Origin of the sequence: Nocardia sp. NPDC051030 (assembly GCF_040683015.1) — a bacterium.
In the GTDB taxonomy this organism is placed as follows: Bacteria; Actinomycetota; Actinomycetes; order Mycobacteriales; family Mycobacteriaceae; genus Nocardia.
Genome location: NZ_JBFBCD010000001.1, coordinates 572,812 through 598,203 on the forward strand (window position 1 = coordinate 572,812; position 25,392 = coordinate 598,203).

Sequence of the window (25,392 nt, forward strand, 5' to 3'; positions counted from 1 at the left end):
GTCACACCGCGGTATTACGCCGGAACAGCTCCGTAGCGGGAGGTGTGAGCGGGCCGGGGATTTCTAGCGTCGATGACATGCTCACCATCGAATCTGATTCCACTGTTCGCACCGCCTCGCCGAAGCATCGGCGGTCATCAGCCGGTGCGAGGCCGGTCTGGGTGCGGGGTATGGCCTGCGCCGTGGCGGCGGTCGCCGCCGTGAGTTTTGTCGGCGCGGCGGTCGCGGGGGCGACGCCCGGCCCAGCCACCGCCGAATGTCTCTGGAACGGAGGCGGTTTCGCGGCGGGGTCGACGGTCGTCGCCGGGGGTTCCGGATACACCTGTACGGATCAGGGCGGTGCGCCGCGCTGGGTTCACGGCGCGGCGGTGAACCGGGCGAGCACCGTGGCGAATCCGGGGGCGGCCATGCGACCGGCGGGCGTGTTCAGTGCCGGTGCGGTGCAACCGGGTACCGAATACACCGACTATTGCGTGGGCTCGCAGCTCATCGACGGGAGCGAGTCGCAGTACGAGGTGGTGGCCGACGGGGACGGGACGCTGTTCTGGAAGGCGGCAGGGCCGATTTCGCAGTGGACCTTCGATTCCGGGACCGGGCGGGTGCCGTCGACCAACTCCGCGAGCCTGTGCCAGCAGGATCCGGTGCTGTGGCCGCAGAACTGAGCCGGGGTCACTTCGATTGCGGGAGTTGGAATCCGACTTCGGCTCCGCCGTCAGGGTGGTTGACGGCGGACACGGTACCGCCGTGGGTGGAAATAATGTCGTGGACAATGGCCAAGCCGAGGCCCGAGCCAGGGGTGGAGCGAGTGCCCTCGGCGCGATAGAACCGATCGAAGACGGCTTGCAGATCGTCCGGGGCGATCCCGGGGCCATGGTCGCGAACCGACAGCCGAGTCCCGTGCACGCGGATTTCGACCGGGATGTCGGCCGGGCTGTATTTGATGGCGTTATCCAGGAGGTTGTCCACGCACCGGGCCAAAGCCTGTGGGCGGGCGGACACTTCGGCCGGATCGTCGGCGATCACCGTGATGGTGCGGCCACTGCGACGCCGGAATCGTTGCGCGCAGTCCTCGGCCAGATCGGGCAGTGCGAGAACACTCACCGGTTCGGTGGTGTGCCGATCGGTGGCGAGGTCGACCAGTTCGCCGACCAGAGCATCCAGGGCCTTGGCCTCCTGCACGAGAGTAGCCAGTACCTTCGTCTCGTCCTCGGGGGTGAGTCGGCCTCGGGCCCGTTGCAGCAGTTCGGCGCTGCCGCGCACCGAGGTCAGCGGGGTGCGCAGTTCATGACTGGCATCCTCGACCAACCGATGCTGCTGGGCACGCGAAACCCGTAGTGCGGCAAGCATGCTGTTGAAACTTCGGGTGAGGTCGCCGACCTCGCCGCTACCCGCGTCGGGCAGTCGCGCGGTGAGATCGCCGGTCGTGGTGATGCGGGCGCTGGTATCGGCCAGCCGACGAATGGGCCGCAGAATGCGCCCGATCGCGAACCAGCTGAACAGGGCCGCCACGGCGACCGCGAGCGCGGTGACCCAGGTTGCGTGCCATTGGAATTCGCTGTCGACGCGATTGACCTCCGCATAATTCTGACTCACCATGACCGCGCCACCGCCTGGGCGGGCCTTGGTGAGGACGCCGTAATTCTTGCCGCCGACGACCACATCGGTTTCGGCTGTGCCCGAACCGGTTCGAGCCACCGCGCAGTCGGCGTCGCTCACCGGCAAGGGATCTCGGCCCGGAATCAGCGGCGTGACGGTGCAGTCGGGAGTCAGCAGCTGCTCGGTCATATCCGGTCGCACCGGTAGCGGCGACGTCGTGCCGAGGATGGCCAGCACGGTGTCGACGCGATCGGCCAGGCCGCGGTCGATCTGGTCTGCGATGAGCGGCGTCACCATGCGATAGGCCGACACCACCGTCACCAGAATGGCGGCGACCACGGCCGTCACGGCGACGAAAGTGATTCTGGCGCGCAGCATTACACCGCTCGCACGGTGTAGCCGACATTGCGGACGGTGTGGATCAGACGGGGTCCGCCGTACTGCTCGGTTTTGCGGCGCAGGTAGCCGATATAGACATCCAGCGACCGGGATTCGGTATCGAAGTCGAAGCCCCAGATGTGTTCATAGATCTGACCTTTGGAGAGCACGACCCGCTGGTTGCGGATGAGCAGCTCCAGCACATCGAATTCGGTGCGGGTCAGCTCGATCTCCCGGCCGTCGCGTCGCACCTCGCGGGTCGACGGGTTCAAGGTCAGGTCGGCGATGGTGAGAATATCCTCGGCCTCGGGTGCGCTGCGCCGCAGCAGGGCGCGCAGGCGGGCGAGGAGTTCCTCGATATCGAAGGGTTTGGGCAGGTAGTCGTCCGCGCCCGCGTCGAGCCCGGCGACCCGGTCACCGACCTGATGGCGTGCGGTGAGCACCAGGATCGGCAAGCGGTCACCGCGGCGGCGCAGCAACCGGCACAGCGACAGCCCGTCCAGCCGCGGCATGACCACATCCACCACCGCCAGGTCCGGGCGCTGCTGTTCCAGCAGTTCCAGGGCCTCCTGGCCGTCGGAGGCGAGCCGCACCTCATAGCCCTCGAAGCGCAGGAGCTGGTCCAGGGTGCTGCGCACATTCGGATCGTCCTCGACGACGAGCACCGAGGGGACTGCCGAGTTCGAAACCGCCATCGGGCCATTGTGGTCAGTGGTAGATGTCGTCATGGTGGGCGGCCGCTCAGTTCGTGACCGGGGTCACCGCGATCGGCGGGATGGCCGCCACGCAGGCGGTCGATCCGGCCTCGCCGGTGCGGATGAAGCGATCCACGATGCCCGCGATGCAGCCGCTGGGCTCCAGATCCGGCACATGCCCCGTATTGGGGACGGAAATGAAGGTGGCGTGCGGGAAGCGAGCGGCGGCCAGCTTGCCATTGACGTCGGGAGTGATCGCGTCCAGATCACCGGAGAGCACCAGCACCGGCACATCCGGCAGCGCATCGCGCATCTGATCGGGTCGCTGATGATCCTCGAGTCCGGGCCAGCGAATGCAGGATTCACCACCGTCGCGCTGGGCCGCGCCGAAGCCCTCCGCACTGAACGCGCCGAGTCCGGTCGGTGCGAGCTTGGCGAGGGCGTCGCGGTACTGCTGTTCCCGTTGCGGGAGTGTGGCATCGAGGGACCAGAGCGTCTGATAGTCATTGCAGGCGACCGCGAGGTAGGCATTGATGTTCTCGTAGCCCGGCTCGGCGGTGCTGCGGGTGACGAACTCGCGCAGCGGGCCGTCGTCACCGCGGACTGCGGAATGCAGTGCGGCGGGGAGCATTCCGAATGGGGTGAGTTCCTCCGGATGCGCGCCCACATTGGTGGAGCCGACTTCGAAGATCAGGTTTCCGAGCAGACCCTCGGTGAGCAGCACCGGGTTCGGGCCTTCGACGGGGATCGGCTGGGTCCGCAGTCGATCGGCGACCGTACGCAGGTCGGAGACCGCGGTATCGCCGTCGCAGACTCGGCTGCGTTCGCAGATGCGTTGCAGGGCAAGGGATACCGCTTCGGCATTGGGGCGCTGAGTGCGGTCGAAGTCGGGCGGGTACGCGCCCGAGAGCACGATCGACTGCACGTGGTCGGGGTACCGCTGGGCGTAGATCGGCAACAGGTAGGTTCCATAGGAGATGCCGTACAGGACCAGCTTCGGAATGCCGAGCCGGTCGCGGACCGCATCGAAGTCATCGACCGTGGCCACCGAGGTGTAGCCCGCCGCACGCGGACCGAGCTGCTCACCGCATCGCGCCACGTCCCGCAATTGCTGTTCGCGGGTTTCGAATGGGTACGTCTCGGTGTCCACACCACAGTTCATCGGGCTCGACAGGCCGGTCCCGCGCGGGTCGATCAGCAGCAGATCATGATCGTCGAGCAAGGCCTGCGAAATCTGCACGGCCTCGGCGGCATGCGCGATGGTCGGGACGCCCGGCCCGCCCGGATTGGGGGTGATCGTCCCGGCAGACGGTGCGTCGACGCGGCTGCGCCGCACCAGCGCGTAACTCACCTCCACATTACCGAGTTCCGGCTTGTCCGCCACCAGCTTGCGTTCCACCACACCGCAATCCACCTGATGCCCCTCCACCGTCGGGCACCAGTCGGCGCGCGCCGGACTGCTCGACGGCCCATCACCGCACCCCGTGACCACTCCCGCGATGACCGCGGCGGCCAATGCCAGACCGATCCCTGAACGCACCATGCTGCGCATGCCGAAACTCCACTTCGATCGTGCCGAGCCCGGCGGATACCGGGTGTTGACAGCGATCTTGTGCGGCAAACGTCAAAGCGCTTCCAAGCCAATGACAAAACAATGTAAGAATCCGCGCCGCCGCCCAGCGCGGGCATCGCGCCTCAGTTCTGGTCCGCCCCGGGCCACTGGTGCGTCCGGGTCTGGGGCACGATCACCGGCGCTTCGGCGGTCGGATTCGACTGCCGGGTGGCGGGGACCGTGGGCAGCGATTGCTGGGCGGGCGGCTCATAGATAACCGGCGGCGGGGTTTCGACCGGCGGCGGGGCCTCGGAGGACGGTGGCGCGGAAGTCGGCGGCACACTGCTCGGAGCACGTGTGGTCGTCGGCGTAACTTGTTGCGACACACTGGCGGAGGAACTCACCGGGCCGGATGAAGTGCCCGACGATTCGGAGTTGCCGCGCATTGCGAAGGCCGCGCCGACCACCACGCCGACACCGGTCAGGAATAGCCCCGACGCCACCGCGAACCGGCGGCGGCGAGACGAATCACCCGCCTCGACGGCGGGCTCGGGGATGCGCTCCGGCGGCAATGTCAGGCGCGGCACCGGCGCGACCGAGGCGCGAACCGCGGTCGGTACCGCGGCCTCATCCAGGACCGCCACGTCGACCGACGGCACCGGCTCGCGAACAATGATCGGCCCGGCCGGATCATGCTGGGCCGCCACATCTCCGGGCGGCACCGGCTCGCGAATGACCGTCGGCGCGGCCGGATCACCCGGGACCGGCGTATCCCCGGGTGGCACCGCATCACGAATGACCGTCGGCCCGGCCGTCCGGCGAGGCATCTTGCCGACCGAGACCACCACCGGCCGTGTCGCTTCCGGACGGATGATCACCGCGGGTGGCAGGGTGCGCGCGGCGGCCTCGGCGAGGGCGGTGCAGCTGGGGTACCGGTCCTGTGGTGATTTGGCCAGGGCGGTGGCGATCACCTCGTCGAGTTCGGCGGGGAGATCGGGGCGCAGGGCGCGCGGTGAGGGGGGTGGCGCGGTCAGGTGTGCGCCGATGACGGCGGCCTGGTCCTTGCGGGCGAAGGGGGGCTGACCGGTCAGGAGTTGGAAGAGGGTGCAGCCCAGGGAGTAGATGTCGGCGCGGTGGTCGGCGGGCACGTCGGAGAAACGCTCCGGCGCGGCATAGGCGAAGGTGGCGGCGATGCCGGACAGGGTGACGGTGTCGTCGAGAGTGCGGGCAATGCCGAAATCGGTGAGCACCGCGTGCTCGCCCGTGCGGCGATTGTTCTCGATGAGCAGGTTCGCCGGTTTCACATCCCGGTGCAAAACGCCTTGCGCGTGGGCGTAATCCAGTGCGTGCGCCGCATCGGCGACCAGCCGCACGGCACGTTGCGGGGCCAGCCCGCTCGGGTGATCATTCAACAGGACGGCCGCGTCACCACCGTCGATGTAGCGCATGGCCAGCCACAACGAAACATCGTCGGCGGCGCTGCGGTCATACACCGGGACGATATTCGGATGCTCCAGTGTCGCAGCGAGAGTCGCCTCCCGATCGAAGGCGGCGCGCGTTTTCGGATCCACCGTGAACGTCTCGGCGAGCACCTTCAATGCCACCCGGCGCTGCAATCGCGGATGCCCCGCGAGATACACCGAACCCATACCGCCCGCACCGAGCAGTCGCTCGATGGCGAACCCGGCAAATACGGCCCCCGGCTCCAAGCCCACGACGATCCTCCCCGGCACACAACAGGCTGTGCCGGTGCACCCTACCGGTAGTAGGGGGCGGGCTGCACCCAGTGGAAGCCGCGGGAGACGGCGGGGTAGCGGTCGAGGTCCACTCGATCCAATTGCATGCGCACCGGGCGGCCACCGATCTGGCCGGTCAGAATCAACTGATCGGTCTGCGGCTGCTGATATCCGAGGATTGCGATCTTCCATTGGTGGGCAAGATCTTTGGAGAGCGAGAGGGTCTGACGATCGGTGTCGATCTCGGCCGGGAAGGACACCAGCGAATCGTCCATGCGCTGGGCGGTGACACCGTTCGGGATATCGAAGATGATGCGCCGGAAGCGGTCATTCGCACTGAGAGCCTGGGCATTGTGCGGCGACTCGCTGTAATCGACCAGTGCCGGGACATCCTGGCCCGCGACGGTGTACTGGGTGACATTCCAAATGCCGTACAGCGGGGATTGCGGCCTGCCATTGCCGTAGGTGCTCCAGGCGTCATGCCCTTCGGAGACCGCGGTGAACAACAGCAGCGCACCGAACAACACCTGCGCCACCAAGAGGATTCGGTTCCCGCGCGGTGTCGAGACGAGCGGCATCGATGCGCGGACCGGAACCGCACGGCCGATCAGCGCCTTGACGATGCGCAGGATATCGGGTGCGGCCAGCACCAGTGCGTACACGAGCAACTGCAAGGCGAACAGCTTCACCGGCACGTCGAAGGTGAGGTTCAGCAGGAACACCTGCAGCGCCACGATGACGGCGAGGATCGACCCCAGCCCCGCCGTGAACGGAAGCACCAGCAATAGCGCGGCGGTGAGTTCGGCTGCGCCCAAGGCGATCTCATACGGCTCCGACAGCGCGGTCTGCGTCCACAACACCGTCATCGGGCTCATATCGCCGAACGGTTCGACCAGCTTCTCCAGGCTGAAGGTCATCTGCGAGGGCAGCAGTTTGACCATCCCGTACAGCAGGAAGGCGCTCACCAGGGACATGCGTAGCAGCAGCCGGAACGACTGGTACAGCCGCGCATAGTTGGGCCGACGCCGATCCAGCACCGACCACACGGCGGTGACCAGCACGGAGACCATCAGTACGGCGAAGACCGAAACCCATTGCGCCGCAGTATCGCCACTGCCGGTGCGCGTGTAATCGATCCGAGTATCGAAGAGGTGATCCCCCACCCAATCGGTGAGCGGATGCAGCGCGAGCCACTTCGACACGTCGACCACCGTCTGCTGCGGCACCCCGACCGAGCGAAGCACCGCCTGCGCCAGCCACACCCCCGCCATCCCGATCCCCAGCGAGACGAGCCCGAACCGGAATGCCACCCGCACCAGCGGATGCCATCTCTCGGCCTCGGTCGAGTCTTCTTCCTGAGCATCGACTTCGGCCGCCAACTGTGCCACCACGTCGCCCCCTCCACAGTCCTCGCAGCCACTTTCCTTGCGGGCGAGAACGTTATGGTGACGATGACTCCAGGCATATCCGGCAAAACCGGTGCCCCGATCCCCCGTGCCCCCGAAATTCGTGCCCCGATTCCCCTAGGGCGCGGGCCAGAGATGCGGGTAGTACTTCGGGCAGAGGCAGTGCGGGTCATCCAGGGGCGGGTCGATGATCGCGGCGGACAGGTCGGCCAAGGCCGATTCGATGGCGACCGCCGCCGCTACGGCCCGCTCGGTGACCTCATAGACAGTGTCGGGATCGGAGAGAGACAGTGCCAGGCGCCCGGAAGACGCCCAGGCGAAGGCTTTTTCGCCAGTGATGGCGAGGTGGCCGGGCTGCGCGAGGCCGGGGAACTCGGGGATGCGAGAGGGGAAGCGGGCGTATTCGCCGGGGGTGTAGGCGACACCGGGGACCGGTTGGGGAGCGTCGTCGGGAATCCATTCCGGGGTAATCCCCAGGGCCACAAAGAGAGCGAGCAGCTCGTGTTCGGTCTCCGCGCGCAGCGCCAAGCGCAGCTCGTCACAATCATTGGCGTGCCCGCCGACTGCCCGGCAGTAACGGAACCAGCGCAGGCGCTGAATCCAGCCCTGTAGTTCAGCCTCGGAATGCCGCTCGTACAACCAGGCGGTCCATCGCGCTCCGCGGTAGCGCTGTCCATCCTGGGTCATCGTGTCAGTATGCGGCACGGGCCGGTCAGGTACAGGATTTTCTGAATACAGAATTCTCTGTACTATACGAGTGTGGACACCCTGCTGCATCGCGATGCGCTGACCCGGTTCGGCTATGCCCTCTCGGATTCGACGCGCACCCAGATCCTGCTGAAGCTGCGCACCGGGCCCAGCTATCCGTCCGAGTTGGCGGAGGCGATCGGCGTCTCACGGCAGATTCTGTCGAATCACCTTGCGTGCCTGCGAGGTTGCGGACTGGTGGTGGCCGTGGCCGAGGGGCGGCGCAGCCGGTACGAGCTCGCCGATGAGCGGATCGGGCGGGCACTGGAGGATCTCGCCGGGCTGGCGCTCGCCGTGGACCCGGCCTGCTGCCCGGATGCCGACAGCGAGGGATGCTGCTGATGTCCGCGCCACTCGGAATGCCGTCATTGCCTGCGACGGTTGCGGTTTCGAAGCCATCGGCCGAGCGCAAGGCCGTCCTGTCGCGCCGAATTCGATACTTCGTCGCCGCGACGATCACCTACAACGTGCTCGAGGCGATCATCGCGCTGAGTGAGGGCGCACGCGTTTCCTCGACGGCATTGATCGGATTCGGCCTGGACTCGGTGATCGAAGTGTCCTCGGCCGCGGCGGTGGCCTGGCAATTCGCCGGACGCAACCCGGAGGCGCGCGAAAAACTCGCGCTGCGGATCATCGCGTTCTCGTTCTTCGGACTCGCGCTATACGTGACGGTGGATGCGATCCGCTCCCTGCTCGGCGTGGGCGAGGCCGCTCACTCGCCGATCGGAATCGGTTTGGCCGCAGTCAGTCTGGCGGTCATGCCGGTACTGTCCTACGCGCAGCGCAACGCCGGGCGTGAACTCGGCTCACTGTCCGCGGTCGCCGATTCCAAGCAGACACTGCTGTGCACCTACCTGTCGGCCGTACTGCTGGTCGGCCTGCTGCTCAACACCCTGTTCGGCTGGTCCTGGGCCGACCCGATCGCCGCTCTCATCATCGCCGTCATCGCGGTGAAGGAAGGCATCAACGCCTGGAAGGGCGACACCTGCTGCCCATCGCCCGCCGCACTCGGATCCACTGCCACCGCGCACGATTGCGACTGTTGCGACTGACCCGAATGGCAGGCCCGGCAAGTTAGCCAGTGACTCGCTGAACGCAATATGAGGTCCACTATCCCACCGCAATTACATGCGACGATCTGCCGATGACCAGCATTGTGCGGATGGTTTGCTGTGCTCTGGTGACAGCTGCCACGCTCGGATCGCCGACCGGACCCGCCAGTGCCGCCGAATCCACGCCAGGGACAGTGATCACCGCGATACCCCAGCCCGCGGGTTGGCGCGGGATGAATGACGGGACGGTCATCGACTACTGGATGACCGGCATCCACGGCGAACTCCAACCGGCCAGTGGAGCGCTGTTCGTTCCGGCCGGTCCCCCGCCACCGGCCGGTTGGCCGATCATCGCCTACGACCACGGAACCAGTGGACTCGGACCGGGCTGCGGTGAGGAGACCACCGCCGACGCCCCACCGGTGCGTGGCGTCATGAGTGATTGGGTGGCACAGGGATTCGCGGTGGTCGCCCCCGACTATCTGGGCCTGGGCCGCTTCGACACCGGCCCGCACCCCTACCTCGGCATTCACACCGAAGCGACGGCCACCATCGACCTGGTTCGCGCCGCCCGCGCCGCACGCCCCGAATTGTCCCGCACCTGGGCGGTTTTCGGCGGCTCGCAGGGCGGCCAGGCCGCACTCGGGGCCGGAAACCTCCAGGCGTCCTACGCCCCCGAACTCGACTTCCGGGGCACCATAGCCGTCGACCCCGAATCCGATCTCGAAAAAGTCCTCCCCATCGCCGCCCCCTCGACACCGACCCCCCTCGATAAGTGGGAGGCCACCGGACTGATCGCGGGAATGCTCACCGGCCTGAACGCCGCCCATCCCGAACTGAATGTCGACAGCTACCTCAGCCCCCACGGCCGCGAACTAATCGCCACCATCAGCCGCCTCTGCTTCCCCGACATCTTCCCGCTGGTCGAAGGCGTATCCATCGGCGACCTACTCTCCCGCCCCCTCGCCGACAGCACCTTCGACAGCACCCTCACCCACTACATGGCAGTCCCCACCACCGGCTACAACGCCCCAATCCTCCTGCTACTCAACGCCACCGACCTGGTTGTCCCCTCCCCCTTCCACGCCACGCTGGCAGCCCAACTGACCGCCAACGCCATCGACTTCCAAACCGTCGTAGGCGTCAACCGCCACACCCAACTCGACCACCAGATGCGAGACGCCCTCAGCGCCTTCATAACCCGTATCTTCGCGGCACCCGCCCTGACCTGAGCACGCCGCCCGCCCGATGAGCTCAGACGCGGTCGCCGAACATCCGGCGCGTGGCGTAGACCAGCAACTCCCCCGCCATCCAGCTGGTCCAACTGACTTTCACGCACGAGAAAGCCCCCGCCCGAAAGGGCGAGGGCTTTTCCGCACTCCAGAATCAGGACTGGAAGTAACCGAAGGTCACGGTGTGGAAGACGGTGGTCAGCGCATCGCCGATCCAACCGAACACGTCGGCGACGACACCGAGGACGTTGTCGAAGAAGGGGGTCGCGGGTGCGGTGGTGGAAGTGGTGGCATCCGCCGAGTCGACGAACGGGCTGTCGATATCCGGGTGGTTGTCGATGAGCTGCTCCAGCTCGGGAAGTTCACCGTTCTGCAGCGCCTGCTGGACGTCCGGATCCTGCAGGCCCTCGTTCACCAGGTCGGGGTAGTTGCCGGTGCTCAACTCGGCAAGGAACTCCTCATTGGACGGCATCGGGGCATCCGCGCCCGGCACCACGATAATGGTGTCGGTGCCATCCACCATGAGGGGACCGGTCTCGAACTCGAAGGTCTGCTCAACAGTCGAGGGGGCGACGGGGCCGGGAACATCGAAGCCGATGGTCGGCGAGGTCGCAGTGTCGATATCGGCGTTGGCGTTGCCGGCGGCGATGGCGAGGGCACCCAGCGGGGCGATGGCGGCGGCGATGTACTTCTTCATGGTGGGGTTATTCCTTTTCGTTCTTGGGGTTTGACGGGTGATATTCAGTTTTATGACTGTGGGAATTTGGGTTCGCTCAGGAGATCATGTTCATCAGCGCGGGGCCCGTAACGGTCAGGATGCTCATGACTGCGGCGGAGGCTCCGATAATTCCGGTGCCCATTCCGACAAGAGCGGCGCAGATGGTTACGACCGTGGCAATTGTGGCCATTTCTTCTTCCTTTGCTGATCGAAAGTTTTGGTTGGTTGAGGTGGTGACTTCCTGCTGCAACCAAATATGACTGGTGCGCTTCAAATACGCAAGCAAGTGCGTCTAATTTGACGCGGCAACAGCTCTGGGTAGTCGACAAATTCCCAGTACACGGCGTGTTTTTCCCGCTGATGTGCGCTCGCTCACGCGTCGATATTGACGCGTTGAGTCAGTCGGCCTCGACCAGCTCGGGGAGGCGGGATTGCGCCAGGTAGCTGACGAAGCCGGAGAGGATGTAGAGGGCGACGCCGACCTCGGCTAGTGACCAGGCCCAGTGGTTCCGTGTCGAGAGGAATCGGTCGGGGTCGATGGCGCACGCAATGCGCAGGCCGCCGTTCACGACTCCGACGAGGCCGCCGAGGGCCATCGGCGCAAGGGCGATTTTTGCCCTGGTCGGGACACCTTTTGCCAGGGCGAGCGAGATCAGTACGGCGAGATTCGCGACGAGGATGGTCGCCGCGCTGACGGCCGAGTAGACGCCGGAGAGACCGCCCAGCGAGGCGATGAAGCGGGTGGGGACACGGCTGGCGTCGGACACTTGCCAGAGCACGATCAAGGCGATGGCGTCTACGACGAAGGCCACGGCGATCGGCTTCTGCCAGTGGTGGTTACCCCAGACGCGGGCGACTTGTACGCAGATGTAGGCCGCCGCGCCGGCGAGGAGCAGGTCGCTGAGGACGTTCGACCAGTTCGCGAGGTGCAGGGTCCTGTCGGTGTGAGTGTCGAGCCACTGGTCGTCGAGGATCTCCGGACGGCGGAGCAGCAGGCCACCGAGCAGGAGGATCAGGGCGGAGGTGAGGGGCCGGGTTCTGGGGTGGTTCTTCCATTGGGTGAGGCGCAGCCCTATAACTGCGACGGAGGCGATGCAGATCGCTACGTAGAGGGCTGCGCCTACGCTCATGAAGTCAGGAATCCTTTCCCTAAGCCTTCCCTGCGGGAACGCTTGCGTCCGGTGCCTTCATCGTCCTGTTTGCGCTCGGGATCGCGCCTGACCAGCTCTTCCGCGATTTGGCTCAGTGTGACATGCCGGAGCGATCCTTCGGCGGAACCCTGGTCGGCGTCTTCGTCGGTGAGGTAACCGGCGGCGATAAGGCCGGAGATCGGGTTGACGCCGTAGGCGCGGCAGAGGGCGATGACCGTGCGGGGTTCGGGCAGATCGTCGTCGCGGTCCAGGTGGCGAGCCAGGGTCACGTCGGACATGCCGAGCCGACGCGCGACCTCTTTAGTGCTGTGACCTCGGGTAATGGCCTTTTTCCAGTCCCGGAACGCTTCACTCATGATCACATTATCCAACAGATTTGATGCGATGCGAGTCACCCGGGGCACCACACTGTGCGCACACTATCGCGTCACATTCGATGCAGAGACTTGCTTATCTGACGCACTGCCATCTACTCTCGATCACGACAATTCAGCAGTCCAATCTACGGACAGGAGGTGAAATACTATGAGCCACAACAGTACCCGTGATCACTCCGACTACTTCAAAGGCTGGGCGCACACCGTCACGAACGGCGCGACCATCCGGGATATCGCGCGAAAGACCGGCCTGTCGAACTCCACGATCAGCCGTCGACTGGCCACTCCCACGGCCGAGACCGTGCTCGCAATCAGTGATGCGTACCAGGTCAACCCCATTGATGGGCTCATCGCCTCCGGCCATCTGACCGCCCGCCACGCTCGCCGGCACGAAACGGTCGGCGCGCTGCACTCCGCGGAGCTGACCGATCTGGTGCGCGAGATCGCGAATCGAATTCTCGACCGGCGCGAGGACTGACTCGCCCGGTCACCGAAACCATTCCTCTATCCCGAAAGGCATGAATCATGCGCAGGAACCTTTCCATGACCTTCTTATTGTCGATCGCCGCACTTTTGACCGGTACCGGCATCGCCTCGTCCGATGAGGTCATTGCAACCGGCACCACCGAATTCACCGTCACCCACGACCCGCTCCCCATTGCCCCCGCCACCGACCCCAATTTCCTGGTCGGCCCCAATGGCGAGCTCGTTCTGCAAAACCCCGACGGCAGCCTGACCTACAACCCGCACGAACCGGCCCTGCCGCCCGGCTTCATCTACGGCCCCAACGGCAAGCCCACCTTCATCCCCGGCCTGATCCCGCCCGCGAACGGCCGCGACCCGTACGCCGAGACGAACCCCGGCTTCATGGCCTGGCTCCAGGAACAGGGCGGAATCCCGGACGACTACATCGATCCGACCCTCGAACCCCAGGACCTCACCTGGTACGTCGATTCCGACGTGGCAACCGCCGAACCCGCGCCCGTCGAACTAGAGACCGCGGAACCGGAGCTCGAGCCGGAAGCACCCCAGCCCTCCCCCGGCCTGGCAAGCATGTTCGGCTCCGGCAGCGCAAACACCGGCAGCGCAGGCTTCTGACCCCCAGCAAAAACGGCTCCCCACCAATTCTCCTGGTGGGGAGCCGCTCTCGATGGGCCTCAGCCTCAGTCGGCGATCGGGGGGAGGGTCACCACCTGGCCCGCGTAAGCCAGGCCCGCGCCGAAGCCCATCAGTAGGGCGGTTTGGCCGGGCTTGGCTTCGCCGGTGCGGAGGAGTTGTTCCATGGCCATGGGGATGGAGGCGGCGCTGGTGTTGCCGGATTCTTGGATGTCTTTGGCGATTACCGTGTTCTCGGGCATTTTGAGGACTCGGGTGAGGGCTTCGGTGATGCGGATGTTGGCTTGGTGGGGGACGAAGACGTCGAGGTCGGACATTTCGATGCCGGCGCGGGCGACTGCGTCGCGGCAGGCCTTCTCCAAGAATGTGACGGCCCAGCGGAATACGGCGGTGCCCTGCATGCGGATGTAGGGGCGGACCGTGGTGGTGCCGGCGGCTTCGGCGGCGGCCACTTCGGCGAAGTATTGCTGGAAGTCCTTGTCTTGCTTGATCGCATCGGTCTGGGCACCGTCGGAACCCCAGGCGACGGGGCCGATGCCTTCGACGTCGGACGGGCCTACGATCGCCGCGCCCGCGCCGTCGGCGAAGATGAAGGCGCAGGTGCGGTCGGTGGGGTCCAGGAGGTCGCTGAGGCGTTCGACGCCGATGACCAGGACGTATTTGGCGGAACCGGAGCGCACCAGGTCGGCGGCATTGGCGAGGGCGTAGCAGAAGCCCGCGCAGCCTGCGGAGACGTCGAAGGCGGCGCAGTCGGTCATGCCGAGTTCGGTGGCGACCACGGCTCCGGCGGACGGGCCCAGGACCATCAGCGATGAGGTCGCCAGGACCACGCAGTCGATTTCGTCCGCGCCGATTCCGGCCGCTTCCAGGGCCTTGCGGGAGGCGGCCACGCTCATGCCGACGATGGTCTCGTCATCGCTGGCGAAGCCGCGGGCCTTGATGCCCGAGCGGGTCTGGATCCACTCGTCGCTGGAGTCGATCGCCTCGATGATCTCGGCATTGGGGACGACCCGGCGCGGCCGGTAGGCCCCCAGGCCCATGATGCGGGCATGTGGGACGGCGGTGGCCGTGGCGATTCGAGCAGTCATTGAGACGATTCCTCCCTCGGTGTGGACCGATTGGTTCACACGGGGATATGACTATCATGGACCGATCGGTTCAGGCAAGGGTGCGAGAGGAAACACATGACGGCGGGTCCACGCACACGGCTGATCGCCAGCACCATCGCGGTGGTGCAGGAGCAGGGCGTGCACGCGGCCGGACTCGCCGAGCTGCTCAAACGCAGCAATGCCTCCAGAAACTCGCTGTACCAGCACTTCCCCGCGGGTAAGAGCGAACTGGTCGAGAACGCGGCCAGGATCGTGTCAAGGATCGTGAATTCGCATATCGTCCGCGCCGACGAGACAATGCGCGCCACCGGCAGCCTCGAATCCTGGCTCGCCGAGCTCATTCGCTTCTGGCGGGCCCCGCTCGAATCCAGCGAGTACCGCGAGGGCTCGTTCATGATGGCCGCCGCACTCGCGGAGGCGGACCCGAATGTGCAGGCCGTCGCGGGCCAGGCCTTCACCGAATGGACCGGGCAGATCGCGAAATCGCTGTCCAGGGCGGGCTTTTCGGATGACGAAGCGCATTCGCTGGCCGGGTTCATCCTCACCGCCATCGAGGGCGCGATCATTCAGGCCCGCGCGCTCAAGTCGGTGCGGCCGATGGACGACGCCCAACGCCATCTCACCGCGCTGCTGCGGTACTACGCCACGCCGTAACCCCTGATTGCGATCCGGGTCACAGTCGTGGCATAGTTGCGCCTCAATACTGAGACTCACTGGTCTCAGAATGGGGATCGGATTAAGGATGGGGTCGATGACGACCAGGCGGTTCTTGAAGCGTTCCAGCGCCGAGAGGATGGCGCGGTTCTGCGCCGTATCGATCAGCGCGCTACTGGCGGCAGCGGCCGTCGCGGCCCCGGCACAGGCAGACCCGGTGACTCCGCCCGTGCTTCCCGCCAGCATCATTCCGCTGCCGCCGGAGCTCGACCCCGGCTTCTACAACCCGCCCGCGGACATCGTGGCCGCTGCCGCGCCCGGCGAGATCCTCAAAGTGCGGCAGGTCAATGTCGCCAACTTCGGGCTGATTCCGCTGAACGTGGACGCCTGGCAGGTGTCGTACCGGTCGAACAACTCCCGCGACGAGGCGATCCCGGCGGTGGCGACGCTGATCAAGCCGCGCGGCGTCTCACCCACCCCGCGCAAGCTGCTGTCGGTACAGATCGCCGAGGACTCGACCGCCGGGTACTGCAGTCCCTCCTATGCGCTGCAACAGTTCTCGGTATCGCCCTTCGTAGGCCAGATCGTCGCGCCCGCCGAATTCCTGTTCGCGCAGTCCGCATTGCAGCAGGGCTGGGCCGTGGTGATCCCGGATCACGAGGGCCCGAACTCCGCCTACGCGGCCGGACCACTGGCCGCCCGCATCACCCTCGATGGCATTCGCGCCGCCACGGACTTCGCTCCACTGGAGGTGGGCCACGGCGCACCGATCGGCATGTACGGCTACTCGGGCGGATCCATTCCCACCGCGCACGCCGCGGAACTCCGCAAAACCTATGCGCCCGAACTGAATATCGTGGGTGCGGCCGCCGGTGGCGTGGGCGCTGATCTCGGTGCCGCGCTGGAGATGGCGAACAATCAGGCGACGGCGGGCCTGGTCCTGGCCGCGGTCCTGGGCCTGGCGCGCGAATACCCGGATGTCGAGGCGCTGCTGGACCAGAAGCTCAATCCGCTCGGCCAATTGCTCAAGGCCGTCAAGACGCCGCTGTGCGTGCAGTACCAGTCGGATCTGTTCCCGTTCCTGAATATCAAGGGCCTGATCAACAGCCCGGACCCGACGCGGGAACCGGCGATCGCGGCCATGCTCGAAGACACCCGCCTCGGCAAGTCGCTCCCCGATATGCCGATGTTCCTGTGGCATTCGCAGTGGGACGAGATCCTGCCGCTGTACTCCACCAACCAGCTCGTGAACACCTACTGCCAGGACCCGAAGGCGCAGGTGCAGTACACCCGCGACGGGGCCAGCGAGCACATCATCGCCGAGATCACGGGCGGCCCGGCGGCCATCCTGTGGTTGAAGGACCGGCTCGATGGTGTTCCGGCACAATCGGGTTGCTCCATCACCGACAGCCCGTCGATGCTGGGCACCCCCGGCGAAACCCAACTGCTGCAATCGCTGGTCGGTGAGACCCTGGCTTCCTTCTTCGGCAAGCCGATCGGCGCGTGAGCGAGCGAATCGAGCGAATCGAAGGCACAGCCGCTTATCCGGTGACGGTGAAATACACCAGGCTGCCGATACCGGCCAGCATGCAGTAGATGGCGAACGGCGTCAGCGTCTTGGTCTCGAAGTATCCGGTGAGGAACTTGACCGAGAAGTAGGACAGGACGCCCGCGACCACACTGCCAGCCAGCGCGGGCCCGAGAATCTCATGGTTCTCGGGCTTGAGCAGCTCCGGAGTCTTCAGCACACCCGCGGCCAGAATGACCGGCGTCGCGAGCATGAAGGCGAAGCGCGCGGCGTCCTCGTGCCGCATGCCCTTGAGCAGTCCCGCCACAATCGTGCTGCCGGAGCGGCTGATACCCGGGAAAAGCGCTGCGATCTGGGCTGATCCGATAATCAGCACATCCTTGATGGTCAGCCGCGAGAGCCGCACATCCGACGCCCATTCGGGATCGGTGGTGGGCAGCAACACGGTGTCCTGGGAGGAGAGGTCTCCGGCGCGGCCGGTCGGGCTGGTCACCGCCAAATCGCGATCATGCACCCCGCCGCGCTTGCGCATGAGTTCGGCCGACAGCAGCACGAAACCATTGAGTGCCAGGAAGGCCGAGGTCGGTATCGGCGTGCCCAGATAATTGCGGACGATCTTCTCCAGCAGCAACCCGGCCACTCCGACGGGGATGGTCGCGATGATCAGCAATACTCCCAGCCGGGCTTCCGGCGTGCGGATCTCGCGGGTTCGCACCACATCGAACAGCCCGGTGAGGATGTGCACCCAGTCCCGCCAGAAGTAGATGACCAGCGCGATCGCGGTGGCGACGTGCATGGCCACCAGCAACGCCAGATACGGGGAGTCCTTGGCGGACATACTGAGGTCGTCACCCCACTTGCCCCCGACCCAGGCCGGCAGCAGGATGCTGTGACCGAGGCTGGAGACCGGGAAGAGCTCGCTCACCCCTTGCAATGCTCCGACGACGACGGATTCCAGGTAGGTGATTGCCATGCGAATTCCTGTCGGAGTGCGGTGCGGTTCGAACCTCCCACACCGATGGGGGCTGTTCGAATGGCGAGGCTACTCGATCCTTCGCGCGGCTGCCGTCGGGTGGTGGATGGGGCAGTATCGATATGTCCGATTTGTCGAATTCAGTGGTAGGAGATCGAAAATGCGGCCGGAACTCACCGACTGGATCAACCGCGGCACCCACTTCGAACACGACGGCCGCCGAATCTTCTACATTCGCGAGGGCAGCGGCCCGCCCCTGCTGCTCATCCACGGCTACCCGTACAACTCATTCGACTGGCATCGCATCTGGCCCGACCTGACCGCCCATTACGACGTCATCGCGCCGGACATGCTCGGAATGGGATTCTCCGACAAGCCCATCCGGCATCACTACAGCATCTTCGAGCACGCCGATATGCACGATGCGCTGCTCGCCCACCTCGGCATCGGCAAGACCAAACTGCTCGCCCACGACCTCGGCGTCACCGTGGCGCAGGAGCTGCTGGCGCGGCGGCGCGAGCGCAGCGACCTACCTGAGATCGAGAAGGTGGTGTTCCTCAATGGTGGACTGTTCTACGAGACCTACCGCCCGCGCCTGGTGCAGAAACTGCTGTCCTCGCCCCTCGGGCATGTGCTCGGCCCGCTCATGAACGACACCATCGTGACGGCCGCGACCCGCGAGATGTTCGGCCCGGACACCAAGCCGACCGACGACGAGATGAAGCTGCTGCTGGAGGTGCTCTATCACGATCACGGCCGCTTCACTTCGCATCTGGTCGGTCGGTTCACGCTGGAGCGCAAGACCTTCCGGGACCGCTGGGTCGAACCGCTCGAGAATCCGGCCATGCCCATGCGCCTGATCAATGGTCCGCTCGACCCGAACTCGGGCGCACATATGGCCGCCCGCTACCGCGAACTCGTGCCCGACCCCGACATCGTCTTCCTCGACAAGATCGGGCACTGGCCGCAACTCGAGGATCCGGCCGGGGTTTTCAATGCGGCGCACGCATTCCTGCATGCCGCCGATTCGGAGTAGACGCCATCGATTTGCGCGGCGGGGAGCATGCCCGCGTGGAATACTTCCGCGATATGCAGTACAGGGGTTTCGAGAATCCCGAGCCCAGCGAGGATCCCGAGTTAGCCCAGGCCCGAATATTTCTGGATGAGTTGGAAGCCCATGCCGCCAAGCTGACCCGCCGGTTGCAGACCGCGCTCACCCCCGAAGCCAGGCAATCGATCGCCGGCGAACTCTCGACACTGCGCAAGTATGTCGATCGGATTCATCGCAGATTCCCGGGAATTGCCGTGGCACATCCGTTCCGCGGCAACCCGCCGGGAGCCCCGGCCCTGTAGCGCCCCAACCTATTCGGCAGGCGCTGTGGCCTATTTGGCTGGCGCTGTGGTCTATTTGGCTGGCGCTGTGGCCTATTTGGCTGGCGCCACGGGCATCGGCGCATTGATCGTGGTGAAGTACTGCGCCGCAGCCAGAATGGCGACCGGCGCGGTAATGAACACCTGACCCGCCAGCGTGCCCAGGAAGCCGACCGCGGCCGCACCGGCAATGCACCCCCCGAGCGGGCCCGCGCCGAACATGCCCAGCAGCGGACCGGTCAGCGCCGCACCCGCGATCGCGCCGCCGACGCAACCGGCCGCCGCACCGCCGATACCGCCCACCAGGGTGCCGATGCTCGCACCCATGGCAATCGTGGTGGACATGCGCTGCCAGGCGGCCACCTCCCGCTCATACGGGCTGCGCCACCCCGCCTGATCCTCGAAGGGCAGCGCGATCGGCTGATAGACGGCATGCGCGGTATCGAACTGCGGGGTCAGGGTGGCGGTGCGGTCCTTGATCTCGGCCGCGATCGGGAAGACGAAATCATCCACGCGGAAAGACAATTCGGCGCCCGCGAGCATCTGCCCATCGGCCGACTTCACCTCGAAGACATTGTTCTCGACGGCCAGCGAACCGCTATCGGTGGTGATAGCGGTGGAATTCTCGGTGGCGGTGGCGGTATAGCCGACCGCGGCCTCGGGCGCGGCATACGCGGTGCCCGCGGAAACACCGACGGCGGTCGCGACTACGGCGGCGGCGAACGTAGTGGAGGCAACAAGATTGCGAAGGGACATGCCACTATGACGGGCCTCGCACCACAAATGTGACCGGCCGTGAGCCGGATTACTCTGCCACCCACCAGAATTCGCCGACTCGACAGTTCCCACCAAGATCAGGGAGCTACCACGGCGGAATCCGCTGCCGAAATCCGCCACCAGAGCTCCCTGATCTTGAAGGAGGGAAGTTCAGGGAGTGCGGACCAATCCCGCGATGAGGAGTATGAGTGCTTGCTGGGCTTCGGCTTGGGCTTTTTCCGGGTCGGCGGCGTGGGCGACGATCATGGCGGCCTCATTGATCGCGCTGAGCAGGAGTTGCGCGAGGACCGGGATGGGGGCTTCGGCGATCAGGCCCGCGGCGCGGGCGCCCTCCAGCTGGGCGATCATCATGCCCAGGCCGTGATCGGTTTCGAACTCCCGCCAGGCCTGCCAGCCGAGGACCGCGGGGGCGTCGGTCATGCCGATGCGCAGCATCTCGGGGCGGCGGCAGATCTCCAGGAAGATGTTCAATCCGGCCGCCATACCGGCCAGCACATCATCGGGATCGACCGCGGCAATTGCGTTTTCGATCTCCACCGTGGCCTCGACCTCGATCTGCTCAAGCACGGCCAGGAACAGGCCGCGCTTATCGCCGTAATGGTGGTGCAGTGCGCCGCGCGTGACACCGGCCGCGGCCACCAGATCCTCGGCCGAGGTGCCGGCGAAGCCGCGCTCGGTGAACAGTCGGCGGCCGGCCTCCTCGAGCGCGGTCTTGGTGGTGCGCGAGCGGTCCTCCTGGCTACGGCGTGGCATGCAGCCGAGTGAACTCCAGGATCGCACTGGTGAGCAACTCGGGCTGGTCCTCCGGGAGGAAGGTGTACGAATCGTCGATCAGGGTGAGGGTGGCTTTGGGGAAATCCTTGGCCAAACGTTCGGCGAAGGAGACCGGGAAGAACTTGTCCTCACTCGCCCAGGCCACGAGCACCGGAATGTCGATCTTGCCGAAGTGTTTCGCGGCGTCCAGGGTGTAGCGGCTCTTCAGGGTCTTCAGCAGTCGTCGCAGATCCTTGCGGATGGCGGCGGAATTGCGGCTGGGCAACAGATACGAGTCGGCGATGTCCGGCGGTATCGGGCGTTTGGCGACCCAGCCGAAACCGATCGGCAGCCGTTGCAGGGCGCGGATGCGCATGGGTTCGATGGTCGCGCGAACGGAACCCGGGATACGGGCAATCCACGGCAGCCCCTTGAGCGGGCCCGGCAGGAAGCTCTCGTAGCTGTCGACCGAGGCGAGCACGACCCGGCCGACGCGAGAACGGTTGCGGGCCAGCAACACCTGGGTGATCGCACCGCCGGTGTCATTGGCGACGAGGGTGACGTCGCGCAGATCGAGACGTTCCAGGAACGCGGCGATCAAGTCCGCCACGCCGGTCGGAGTGAGATCGGCTGTAGGAACCGGAATTTCATGCGATCCGAGCGGCCACTCCGGGGCAACGCAGCGATAGCCCGCCGCGACCAGGCCCGGAACGACCTTCCGCCAGAGATCCGCATTGACGAGGAGGCCGTGCACGAAAACGATCGGCGCCCCCTCCCCCGAGTCGTAATACCTGATCCGGCCGCCCGGCAGATCCACCTCATGAGCCCGGCCGAGTGATGTGCTGATAGCCATCGTGCCTCCAATGCTGGTGATAGAGACAGCTTTACATACATACCGTATGTATGTCCATGGTCGAATGGGTCAGCGGTCGAGTCGGTCTCGCCAGCGCTCGGCGGAGGCGATCATGTCGAGCCCTACTTTTTCCAGGTATTCGCCCATGCCGAGCAGTCGAGTACCGGCGGGCGTGGCCGAGCCGAGGGTGACGGCACCCTCGCGAGCCTTGACGGCGAGCAGTGCATTGGCCTGCGCTCCGGCGAGAGTGGCTCGATACCAAGCGGTCTCGTCGATGAAGTAGCGGTCACGGCGGGTGCCGGAATCACGTTCCCGATGGATGAATTCCCGACCCTCCAGATGGCCGACGGCGGCGGAAACCGTTGCGGGGCTTACGCGGAGATGACGTACCAGGTCGGCGGCGGTGACACTGCCGGAGTCGGACGCATAGAGGCAGGCCAGGACCGCGGCCGACATTTTGGGAAGGCCGGTCCGGGCGAAGAGTTCGGCGAACCGCGCGCCGAAGTCGGCAACAATCCCGGGGTCACGGCCGTATTCGTCGGCCCCCGTGGGCTTTTCGACGGGCTTGGGGCGTGGCACGCGGCGGCGCGAGCGCACCACGGTGGCGGCGTGCGCCAGGTCGGCGCGATAGCGGCCGGGGCCGCCATTGCGGGTCACTTCGCGACTCACCGTGGAGGTCGGGCGGCCCAGTTGGCGGGCGATTGCCGCGTACCCGAGCCCCTGGCCCAAACCCGTTGCGATACGCCGTCGATCGTCCGAGGTGAGTCTTCCTCCGGGCATCGAACACACCTCCTGCATTCACAGGGCCGCTGCAGTGGCGTCGAGCATCCACCCAAACTTATTGCAACACAAGACGAGAGAGTTGGCACTGAACGCAACGTAGCGTTCGCCCTCCGTCGAACGTTGGGCCACAAGCCATTTGGGAGCGTTTAAGCAAATTCGCTTAACTTACAAAGGTGGTTCGATTAAATCTGGTTCGGGAACCGCTATAGTATCCCCGTGACCAGCCCTGATGCCCGGCAACTGATCCTGCTCGCCGGTGAGCGGACCATTGCCGAACGCGGACCCGACGTAGCCCTGCGCGATATCGCGGTGGCCGCCGGACAGCGTAATAACTCGGCCGTGCACTACCACTTCGGCTCCCGCGACGGACTCATCGTCGCCATCATCGAACGCCACCAGCCCGCCCTGGAGAATAGGCGCACCGCCCTGCTCGCCGATCACGAAGCCTCCGGCGCAGCCGATACCGTGGCCGCGCTCATCGCAATCCTGGTGCGGCCCATGTTCGACGTCCCCTACACCGAGGGCTCCACCCACTACGCCCGATTCCTGGAGCAGGCCCGCGCCCACCCCGCCGTCGGCGGGCCGGATCTGCACGAAAAGCGCTGGCACGCCACGCGAGTGCTGGTCGCGCGGCTCTTCAAGGCCATGCCGTACGGCTCGCCCGCTATCAAGAGGTATCGCCTGCAGGCCATGAGCACGGTCATGTTCGCCCTGCTCGCGGACTACGAACGGCAGGAATTCGGCGGCGAGACCGATCGAATCACGGTGCAGGACAATATCCTCGCCATGCTCGTCGGTCTCCTCACCGAACCGGTCACCACCGACTAGGGGGTCGCGGTCTGTGCGTTCGGATCGAATCCGCCGGGAACCTCGTACACGAGACCGGTGAAGGTGATGCCGAACAGCCGACCGGACGAGAAGCCCTGGCCGCTACGCCCGTACTGCACCTCGCTGGTCATCTGATTGCCGAAGCCGAGCACGCAGTACTGACCGGGCGCATCGATCCGCACCACCTGACCGGAGACATTGAACGGCAGCACCGGGCGCTCCGCTGAATCCAGCGTCAAACCGTCCGGCGCGGCCAGCACATCCCCGCCACCCAGATCCAGCAGCGACTGCGGGGCCCACGGGGCGGCGGTGGGAATCCGGCTCACGCCGGGATTCACGAAGGTCCGCGAGACATACAGGAAGCCATTGCCCTGATCCAGCACCGCGCCATTGGCGGTGGGGAAGCTCGCCCAATCGGCCTGCACGACGCCGTTCGGATACACCCGGCCGATCAGATTGGCGAAATCATTGGTGGCATAGACGGTTCCGTCATGCGCGACGGCCATGCCGTCGGCCGCGCTCAAACCGGAGGCGAAGGGAGCCATGGCCCCGGTGTCCGGATCGACCGTCACGATCCCGGCCTGCCGCAGCGAATCGCCGAGCACCACCCCGGCATCGGCCCCATAGCCGACCAGCAGCCGCCCATCGGGCAGCCAGGCCAGTGCGCCCGCACCCCCGCTGGGCACCCGGGCAATGGGTACCGCCGGTGCGCCGGGGGCGTCGATCCGGAATACCTGCCCGCTCACCAGGTCGGTGACGAAGGCGCGCCCGGCGGGATCGACGGTGATCCCTTCCAGTGCCGCGCCCGGCACGGAGGCCACCACGAAGGTGGGCTGACCGGCTCCCGGGCAGATCGGCGCGGCATTCGCGGGACCGGCCGCGAAGGTCGAAAGGGCGGCGAAGGTGAGGCTCGCCAGAGCGATCGCCGCTGATTTCCTCGTGCTCATATCGCACCTCGGGTTCGTGCAGGGTGAAGCGTTCGATAATCGTATGACGGATCAAGGTCATCACAGGTTCAATTGCCGGGCCGGTAATTTTCTCGCTACGTCCAGTCGTGGCTTCCTGGAGGCCGGACGCCCGCAGACTTCTCAGCGGCCGGACACCCGATCCGGTCAGAAGCGTCGCGCTCCGCTCACCGGCATATTGTCGATGGGCGAGATCTGCACACCCTGTCCGTAGGTGGTGGCGTGGATGACCTGTCCGTCGCCGACATACATCGCGGAGTGCCCGCCGCCGTAGAACGAGACCAGATCGCCCGGCTCCAATTGGTCCAGTGGCACCGGAGTCCCGGCGGCCAGCTGCGAATAACTGGTGCGCGGCAATTCGACACCCGCCTGGCGGTAGGACCACTGCACGAAGCCGGAGCAGTCGAAGGCATCCGGGCCGACCGCGCCCGAGCTGTAGTACGCGCCGAGCTTGGAGCGGGCCGCCTCCACCGCGCGCTGTCCGGTCGTCTTGTTCAGCGTGACGACGGGCATCGGGGCGGGCACGGCCGCGGCATCCGTCAGACCCGGAATTCCGGTCAGCGTCGGAATGCTTTTCGGCACGAAGAATTCTCCGAGACCGGTGACGACCACCGAACGGAATTCCGGCGAGACCGTGGGAGCGGGGGCGGCGGATTGCGCGGGGGTGGCCGACTCGGCGGGAGCCGGAATCGCTTCCGGCATTACCGAAACCATTCGGGATGCCTCGGCGTCACCCACACCGGGAATCGTCACGGGACGGAATTCGAGGCCTTCCCCGGCCGCGAGTTCTGTCACCGGAATTTCCCGGGGTGCGAATTCCATTGCCGGTGCGGCGATGCCGAACTGTGCCGCGATCTGATCCGGGATCTCGATGGCTCCGATACCGGGCACGTTCACCGGTGTTGCCTCGGCCTCACCTGCGGTGAAGAGGAGGGCGGCGCCGACGGCGGCTGCACCCAGCACACCTGTCACCAAGCCCCTCCAGCTCACGCCGGGAAGGAATCGAACCGACTGTCTATCACCGATACTTTCCATGATGCGG

The 25,392-nt window shown here is 65.9% G+C and carries 29 protein-coding genes and 1 pseudogene; 11 read left to right on the top strand and 19 right to left on the bottom strand.

The genetic code is table 11. The features are described 5' to 3' along the window. Positions 1-77 precede the first annotated feature (77 nt). Complete coding sequence (locus AB0N05_RS02595; RefSeq protein WP_364686619.1) at positions 78-662, top strand: hypothetical protein; 585 nt, start codon at positions 78-80, stop codon at positions 660-662. Positions 663-669: 7 nt separating this feature from the next. Here the strand turns inward: AB0N05_RS02595 and AB0N05_RS02600 are convergent, their stop codons facing one another. The 6 genes from AB0N05_RS02600 to AB0N05_RS02625 form a co-directional block, all read right to left on the bottom strand. Next, positions 670-1,974 carry a HAMP domain-containing sensor histidine kinase gene (locus AB0N05_RS02600; protein WP_364686622.1) on the bottom strand — a complete coding sequence of 435 codons (1,305 nt, stop codon included), beginning with the start codon at positions 1,972-1,974 and terminating at the stop codon, positions 670-672. Continuing rightward, complete coding sequence (locus AB0N05_RS02605; protein WP_364686625.1) at positions 1,974-2,669, bottom strand: response regulator transcription factor; 696 nt, start codon at positions 2,667-2,669, stop codon at positions 1,974-1,976. The genes AB0N05_RS02600 and AB0N05_RS02605 overlap by 1 nt, the downstream gene beginning before the upstream one ends. A gap of 46 nt (positions 2,670-2,715) precedes the next feature. After that, positions 2,716-4,221 (bottom strand): alpha/beta fold hydrolase, encoded by a 1,506-nt coding sequence (locus AB0N05_RS02610; protein ID WP_364686628.1) that lies wholly within the window; start codon positions 4,219-4,221, stop codon positions 2,716-2,718. Between the two features lie 143 nt (positions 4,222-4,364). After that, positions 4,365-5,936 (bottom strand): protein kinase, encoded by a 1,572-nt coding sequence (locus AB0N05_RS02615; RefSeq protein WP_364686631.1) that lies wholly within the window; start codon positions 5,934-5,936, stop codon positions 4,365-4,367. A 41-nt stretch (positions 5,937-5,977) separates the two neighbouring features. Beyond that, positions 5,978-7,348, bottom strand: a complete 1,371-nt coding sequence (locus AB0N05_RS02620; protein WP_364686634.1) for a DoxX family protein — start codon at positions 7,346-7,348, stop codon at positions 5,978-5,980. Between the two features lie 132 nt (positions 7,349-7,480). Beyond that, positions 7,481-8,050, bottom strand: coding sequence for a hypothetical protein (locus AB0N05_RS02625; RefSeq protein ID WP_364686636.1), 570 nt, complete (start codon positions 8,048-8,050; stop codon positions 7,481-7,483). Between the two features lie 72 nt (positions 8,051-8,122). Here AB0N05_RS02625 and AB0N05_RS02630 point away from each other — a divergent pair, with 72 nt between their 5' ends. The 3 genes from AB0N05_RS02630 (at position 8,123) to AB0N05_RS02640 (ending at position 10,394) form a co-directional block, all read left to right on the top strand. Beyond that, positions 8,123-8,452, top strand: a complete 330-nt coding sequence (locus tag AB0N05_RS02630; protein WP_364686639.1) for a metalloregulator ArsR/SmtB family transcription factor — start codon at positions 8,123-8,125, stop codon at positions 8,450-8,452. After that, the gene (locus AB0N05_RS02635) at positions 8,452-9,162 is read left to right on the top strand and encodes a cation transporter (protein ID WP_364686642.1); all 711 of its coding nucleotides are present in this window, start codon (positions 8,452-8,454) and stop codon (positions 9,160-9,162) included. The genes AB0N05_RS02630 and AB0N05_RS02635 overlap by 1 nt, the downstream gene beginning before the upstream one ends. A gap of 92 nt (positions 9,163-9,254) precedes the next feature. Next, complete coding sequence (locus tag AB0N05_RS02640; protein WP_364686645.1) at positions 9,255-10,394, top strand: lipase family protein; 1,140 nt, start codon at positions 9,255-9,257, stop codon at positions 10,392-10,394. A 154-nt stretch (positions 10,395-10,548) separates the two neighbouring features. On the opposite strand, the gene AB0N05_RS02645 is transcribed toward AB0N05_RS02640, so the two are convergent. The 4 genes from AB0N05_RS02645 to AB0N05_RS02660 all read right to left on the bottom strand — a co-directional run bounded on the left by AB0N05_RS02645 (position 10,549) and on the right by AB0N05_RS02660 (position 12,619). Continuing rightward, complete coding sequence (locus AB0N05_RS02645; RefSeq protein WP_364686648.1) at positions 10,549-11,091, bottom strand: hypothetical protein; 543 nt, start codon at positions 11,089-11,091, stop codon at positions 10,549-10,551. A 76-nt stretch (positions 11,092-11,167) separates the two neighbouring features. Next, positions 11,168-11,302 carry a hypothetical protein gene (locus tag AB0N05_RS02650; RefSeq protein WP_364686651.1) on the bottom strand — a complete coding sequence of 45 codons (135 nt, stop codon included), beginning with the start codon at positions 11,300-11,302 and terminating at the stop codon, positions 11,168-11,170. Positions 11,303-11,510: 208 nt separating this feature from the next. Continuing rightward, on the bottom strand, positions 11,511-12,242 hold the full coding sequence (locus AB0N05_RS02655) for a hypothetical protein (protein ID WP_364686653.1): 732 nt from the start codon (positions 12,240-12,242) through the stop codon (positions 11,511-11,513). Next, a complete protein-coding gene (locus AB0N05_RS02660) occupies positions 12,239-12,619 on the bottom strand; it encodes a helix-turn-helix transcriptional regulator (protein ID WP_364686656.1) in 381 nt (126 codons plus the stop codon). Before AB0N05_RS02660 ends, AB0N05_RS02655 begins: the two co-directional genes overlap by 4 nt. 169 nt (positions 12,620-12,788) lie before the next feature. On the opposite strand from AB0N05_RS02660, the gene AB0N05_RS02665 reads away from it, so the two are divergent. Beyond that, positions 12,789-13,118 (top strand): helix-turn-helix transcriptional regulator, encoded by a 330-nt coding sequence (locus AB0N05_RS02665; RefSeq protein WP_364686659.1) that lies wholly within the window; start codon positions 12,789-12,791, stop codon positions 13,116-13,118. 65 nt (positions 13,119-13,183) lie between these two features. Next, complete coding sequence (locus AB0N05_RS02670; protein WP_364686662.1) at positions 13,184-13,738, top strand: hypothetical protein; 555 nt, start codon at positions 13,184-13,186, stop codon at positions 13,736-13,738. Between the two features lie 65 nt (positions 13,739-13,803). Here the strand turns inward: AB0N05_RS02670 and AB0N05_RS02675 are convergent, their stop codons facing one another. Continuing rightward, a complete protein-coding gene (locus tag AB0N05_RS02675; protein WP_364686665.1) occupies positions 13,804-14,844 on the bottom strand; it encodes a beta-ketoacyl-ACP synthase III in 1,041 nt (346 codons plus the stop codon). Positions 14,845-14,940: 96 nt separating this feature from the next. Here AB0N05_RS02675 and AB0N05_RS02680 point away from each other — a divergent pair, with 96 nt between their 5' ends. Together AB0N05_RS02680 and AB0N05_RS02685 are read left to right on the top strand one after the other, a co-directional pair. Continuing rightward, positions 14,941-15,519 carry a TetR/AcrR family transcriptional regulator gene (locus tag AB0N05_RS02680; protein WP_364686668.1) on the top strand — a complete coding sequence of 193 codons (579 nt, stop codon included), beginning with the start codon at positions 14,941-14,943 and terminating at the stop codon, positions 15,517-15,519. A 97-nt stretch (positions 15,520-15,616) separates the two neighbouring features. Further along, positions 15,617-17,026 carry a lipase family protein gene (locus AB0N05_RS02685; protein WP_364686671.1) on the top strand — a complete coding sequence of 470 codons (1,410 nt, stop codon included), beginning with the start codon at positions 15,617-15,619 and terminating at the stop codon, positions 17,024-17,026. A gap of 34 nt (positions 17,027-17,060) precedes the next feature. Here the strand turns inward: AB0N05_RS02685 and AB0N05_RS02690 are convergent, their stop codons facing one another. Further along, positions 17,061-18,026, bottom strand: a complete 966-nt coding sequence (locus tag AB0N05_RS02690; RefSeq protein ID WP_364687441.1) for an undecaprenyl-diphosphate phosphatase — start codon at positions 18,024-18,026, stop codon at positions 17,061-17,063. Between the two features lie 154 nt (positions 18,027-18,180). Between AB0N05_RS02690 and AB0N05_RS02695 the strand changes: the two genes are divergently transcribed. Both AB0N05_RS02695 and AB0N05_RS02700 read left to right on the top strand, forming a co-directional pair. Further along, a complete protein-coding gene (locus tag AB0N05_RS02695) occupies positions 18,181-19,056 on the top strand; it encodes an alpha/beta hydrolase (protein ID WP_364686674.1) in 876 nt (291 codons plus the stop codon). A 53-nt stretch (positions 19,057-19,109) separates the two neighbouring features. Continuing rightward, complete coding sequence (locus AB0N05_RS02700) at positions 19,110-19,373, top strand: hypothetical protein (RefSeq protein WP_364686677.1); 264 nt, start codon at positions 19,110-19,112, stop codon at positions 19,371-19,373. Between the two features lie 72 nt (positions 19,374-19,445). Here AB0N05_RS02700 and AB0N05_RS02705 read toward each other — a convergent pair whose 3' ends face one another. From AB0N05_RS02705 to AB0N05_RS02725, 5 genes and pseudogenes are all read right to left on the bottom strand, one after another. Beyond that, positions 19,446-20,147, bottom strand: coding sequence for a hypothetical protein (locus AB0N05_RS02705; RefSeq protein WP_364686680.1), 702 nt, complete (start codon positions 20,145-20,147; stop codon positions 19,446-19,448). Between the two features lie 171 nt (positions 20,148-20,318). After that, entirely contained in the window at positions 20,319-20,921 is a 603-nt protein-coding gene (locus AB0N05_RS02710) for a TetR/AcrR family transcriptional regulator (RefSeq protein ID WP_364686683.1), read from the bottom strand. Then, positions 20,908-21,774, bottom strand: a complete 867-nt coding sequence (locus AB0N05_RS02715) for an alpha/beta hydrolase (RefSeq protein WP_364686686.1) — start codon at positions 21,772-21,774, stop codon at positions 20,908-20,910. Before AB0N05_RS02715 ends, AB0N05_RS02710 begins: the two co-directional genes overlap by 14 nt. A gap of 69 nt (positions 21,775-21,843) precedes the next feature. Beyond that, positions 21,844-22,230, bottom strand: a complete 387-nt coding sequence (locus AB0N05_RS02720; protein ID WP_364687443.1) for a MarR family transcriptional regulator — start codon at positions 22,228-22,230, stop codon at positions 21,844-21,846. A 144-nt stretch (positions 22,231-22,374) separates the two neighbouring features. Beyond that, positions 22,375-22,554 (bottom strand): annotated as a pseudogene (locus AB0N05_RS02725) (helix-turn-helix domain-containing protein); the annotation flags it as partial. Between the two features lie 219 nt (positions 22,555-22,773). Here AB0N05_RS02725 and AB0N05_RS02730 point away from each other — a divergent pair. Further along, entirely contained in the window at positions 22,774-23,385 is a 612-nt protein-coding gene (locus AB0N05_RS02730; protein WP_364686689.1) for a TetR family transcriptional regulator, read from the top strand. On the opposite strand, the gene AB0N05_RS02735 is transcribed toward AB0N05_RS02730, so the two are convergent. Together AB0N05_RS02735 and AB0N05_RS02740 are read right to left on the bottom strand one after the other, a co-directional pair. Next, positions 23,382-24,332 carry a hypothetical protein gene (locus tag AB0N05_RS02735; RefSeq protein ID WP_364686692.1) on the bottom strand — a complete coding sequence of 317 codons (951 nt, stop codon included), beginning with the start codon at positions 24,330-24,332 and terminating at the stop codon, positions 23,382-23,384. The two genes, AB0N05_RS02730 and AB0N05_RS02735, sit on opposite strands and share 4 nt — an antisense overlap. A gap of 165 nt (positions 24,333-24,497) precedes the next feature. Next, entirely contained in the window at positions 24,498-25,322 is an 825-nt protein-coding gene (locus AB0N05_RS02740) for an NlpC/P60 family protein (protein WP_364686696.1), read from the bottom strand. Between the last annotated feature and the right edge of the window lie 70 nt (positions 25,323-25,392).

Coding starts and splice junctions, on each gene's coding strand:
- AB0N05_RS02605 (WP_364686625.1), bottom strand. CDS start 2,669: ATGGCGGTTTCGAACTCGGCAGTCCCCTCGGTGCTCGTCGTCGAGGAC.
- AB0N05_RS02705 (WP_364686680.1), bottom strand. CDS start 20,147: ATGTCCCTTCGCAATCTTGTTGCCTCCACTACGTTCGCCGCCGCCGTA.
- AB0N05_RS02700 (WP_364686677.1), top strand. CDS start 19,110: ATGCAGTACAGGGGTTTCGAGAATCCCGAGCCCAGCGAGGATCCCGAG.
- AB0N05_RS02640 (WP_364686645.1), top strand. CDS start 9,255: ATGACCAGCATTGTGCGGATGGTTTGCTGTGCTCTGGTGACAGCTGCC.
- AB0N05_RS02635 (WP_364686642.1), top strand. CDS start 8,452: ATGTCCGCGCCACTCGGAATGCCGTCATTGCCTGCGACGGTTGCGGTT.
- AB0N05_RS02680 (WP_364686668.1), top strand. CDS start 14,941: ATGACGGCGGGTCCACGCACACGGCTGATCGCCAGCACCATCGCGGTG.
- AB0N05_RS02610 (WP_364686628.1), bottom strand. CDS start 4,221: ATGCGCAGCATGGTGCGTTCAGGGATCGGTCTGGCATTGGCCGCCGCG.
- AB0N05_RS02710 (WP_364686683.1), bottom strand. CDS start 20,921: ATGCCACGCCGTAGCCAGGAGGACCGCTCGCGCACCACCAAGACCGCG.
- AB0N05_RS02600 (WP_364686622.1), bottom strand. CDS start 1,974: ATGCTGCGCGCCAGAATCACTTTCGTCGCCGTGACGGCCGTGGTCGCC.
- AB0N05_RS02625 (WP_364686636.1), bottom strand. CDS start 8,050: ATGACCCAGGATGGACAGCGCTACCGCGGAGCGCGATGGACCGCCTGG.
- AB0N05_RS02715 (WP_364686686.1), bottom strand. CDS start 21,774: ATGGCTATCAGCACATCACTCGGCCGGGCTCATGAGGTGGATCTGCCG.
- AB0N05_RS02695 (WP_364686674.1), top strand. CDS start 18,181: ATGCGGCCGGAACTCACCGACTGGATCAACCGCGGCACCCACTTCGAA.
- AB0N05_RS02670 (WP_364686662.1), top strand. CDS start 13,184: ATGACCTTCTTATTGTCGATCGCCGCACTTTTGACCGGTACCGGCATC.
- AB0N05_RS02655 (WP_364686653.1), bottom strand. CDS start 12,242: ATGAGCGTAGGCGCAGCCCTCTACGTAGCGATCTGCATCGCCTCCGTC.
- AB0N05_RS02675 (WP_364686665.1), bottom strand. CDS start 14,844: ATGACTGCTCGAATCGCCACGGCCACCGCCGTCCCACATGCCCGCATC.
- AB0N05_RS02720 (WP_364687443.1), bottom strand. CDS start 22,230: ATGTCGGCCGCGGTCCTGGCCTGCCTCTATGCGTCCGACTCCGGCAGT.
- AB0N05_RS02660 (WP_364686656.1), bottom strand. CDS start 12,619: ATGAGTGAAGCGTTCCGGGACTGGAAAAAGGCCATTACCCGAGGTCAC.
- AB0N05_RS02650 (WP_364686651.1), bottom strand. CDS start 11,302: ATGGCCACAATTGCCACGGTCGTAACCATCTGCGCCGCTCTTGTCGGA.
- AB0N05_RS02735 (WP_364686692.1), bottom strand. CDS start 24,332: ATGAGCACGAGGAAATCAGCGGCGATCGCTCTGGCGAGCCTCACCTTC.
- AB0N05_RS02685 (WP_364686671.1), top strand. CDS start 15,617: ATGACGACCAGGCGGTTCTTGAAGCGTTCCAGCGCCGAGAGGATGGCG.
- AB0N05_RS02645 (WP_364686648.1), bottom strand. CDS start 11,091: ATGAAGAAGTACATCGCCGCCGCCATCGCCCCGCTGGGTGCCCTCGCC.
- AB0N05_RS02665 (WP_364686659.1), top strand. CDS start 12,789: ATGAGCCACAACAGTACCCGTGATCACTCCGACTACTTCAAAGGCTGG.
- AB0N05_RS02595 (WP_364686619.1), top strand. CDS start 78: ATGCTCACCATCGAATCTGATTCCACTGTTCGCACCGCCTCGCCGAAG.